Origin of the sequence: Allobosea sp. CER48 (assembly GCF_044752385.1) — a bacterium.
Classification (GTDB): domain Bacteria; phylum Pseudomonadota; class Alphaproteobacteria; order Rhizobiales; family Beijerinckiaceae; genus Allobosea.
Genome location: NZ_JBIWYK010000587.1, coordinates 1 through 1,655, shown reverse-complemented (window position 1 = coordinate 1,655; position 1,655 = coordinate 1). Strand labels below are relative to the sequence as shown.

At 67.6% G+C, this 1,655-nt stretch carries 2 protein-coding genes and 1 pseudogene; 1 reads left to right on the top strand and 2 read right to left on the bottom strand.

Annotated elements, in window-relative coordinates; genetic code table 11:
- Positions 1 to 220 (bottom strand): annotated as a pseudogene (locus tag ACIPIA_RS15770) (hypothetical protein); the annotation flags it as partial.
- Positions 217 to 798, bottom strand: a complete 582-nt coding sequence (locus tag ACIPIA_RS15765) for a GNAT family N-acetyltransferase (RefSeq protein WP_400510923.1) — start codon at positions 796 to 798, stop codon at positions 217 to 219. The gene ACIPIA_RS15765 and the pseudogene ACIPIA_RS15770, both read right to left, overlap by 4 nt.
- 171 nt (positions 799 to 969) lie before the next feature.
- On the opposite strand from ACIPIA_RS15765, the gene ruvX reads away from it, so the two are divergent.
- Positions 970 to 1,473, top strand: coding sequence for a Holliday junction resolvase RuvX (gene ruvX, locus ACIPIA_RS15760; RefSeq protein ID WP_400510922.1), 504 nt, complete (start codon positions 970 to 972; stop codon positions 1,471 to 1,473).
- Positions 1,474 to 1,655 lie beyond the last annotated feature (182 nt).

The window sequence follows — 1,655 nt, the reverse complement described above, 5'->3', positions numbered from 1 at the left end:
TCATGCCTGGCGCAAAGAGCTGGTTGTTCGCCAGCGGGTGCAGCACCATGCCGATGACCAGCGCGATGACGATGGCCGGAATGCCGATGCGGCCGCCCGCGGCGGCCTTCAGCACCGGCTCGAGCTGGGACGACACGATAGCGACCGCCGCCGAGAGGAGGATGCCCGGCAGGAGCGGGCCGAACGAGCCCGCGTTGCGGGAAGCGGCGATGTCGGTCATGGGGCTGTGCTGACGATGAAACGGAGGCGTTGATCGGGGCTGTAGAGCGGCGCGACGAAGGTGTCGACGAGCCGTCCGCCATTCTTCTCGATGATGCGACGCGAGGCGTGATTGCTCGCGTCGCAGGTGATGATGATCTCCGGCAGGCCAGCCTCATGCGCCACGCGGAGCATCGCCGCCAGAGCGGCGGTGGCATAGCCATGGCCCTCGAAGCCCGGCAGGACGGTGTAGCCGACATGGCCGAGCACATGCTCCGGCAGGGCCAGGACCGGACGGCCATCCTGCTCCTGCCACCGCAGGTTGATCGAACCGACAAAGGGCCTCTCCGCCCGGTCTTCGGCGAAGATCCAGCGCGTAGGCCCGGGGATGCGATCGACCTCGCGGCCATCCGGCAGGCGGATGCGGCCGGGACCACCCCGGATCTCGGCGAGGAAGGCGTCAGGATCGATGGCGATCGCGGCAAGCTGTTCCGGCGCGACGTTGCGCGTCGTATTCGGCGACCAGCCGCCACGCAGCGCCGTCTCATAGGCGCCGAGCAGGGCTCTGTCGGGAACTTGCAGCGAGATCCGCGCGGGCACGGCGAGAATTTCCTTCTACACGGCAATGCCGTTTCAAGCGCGCGGATATAGCGTGATCGCCGCGGATAGGCGATGGCTTCGGCGCTACAGCTTTCGGGGAGCCGCCATTCGCCGGGCGCATCGGAGAAGGTATTGCTCGCGGGGCGATGCGGCGCGTGATACCGCCTTGGCATGACCAGCCAGATCGTTCCGCTCGAAGCCTTGCTCGACCTGCCGGCACATGCGCGCCTGCTCGGGCTCGATCTCGGCACCAAGACGATCGGACTGGCGCTCTCCGACGTGCAACGGCAGATCGCGACGCCTCTGGAGACGATCCAGCGTGTGAAATTCGGGCTCGATGCCGCCGTGCTGCTGAAGGTAGCGGAGAAGCATCAGATCGCTGGGCTCGTGATCGGCCTGCCCCTCAACATGGACGGCACGGAGGGACCGCGCGTGCAGTCGACCCGCGCGTTCGTGCGCAACCTCGCCCCCCTTACCGCTCTGCCGATCGTGTTCTGGGACGAGCGGATGTCGACGCTGGCCGTGACGCGCACCCTGCTCGACGCCGATGCCTCGCGCGCCAAGCGCGCGGCCGTCGTCGACAAGATGGCCGCCGCCTATATCCTGCAGGGCGCGCTCGACAGGCTGGAGCGGCTCGCTGCAGCGGCAGACGACGAAGATTGTCCGGAAGACTGAGAGCCCGCCCCGCGAAAAGCGGAGTGGGCTCTGCAAGGCGCATTGCGAGCGCCGGGGCTCGCCGGTGCGGCTGCGGCCCTATTGACCGAGCAAGCTCCGCTGAAGCTGCTGCTGCTTGAAGATCTTCTTCTGCGCGTCGCGCTCGTTCTTGACGGCGCGCTTGCGCTCGTCCAGCGACATGC

Coding starts and splice junctions, on each gene's coding strand:
- ruvX (WP_400510922.1), top strand. CDS start 970: ATGACCAGCCAGATCGTTCCGCTCGAAGCCTTGCTCGACCTGCCGGCA.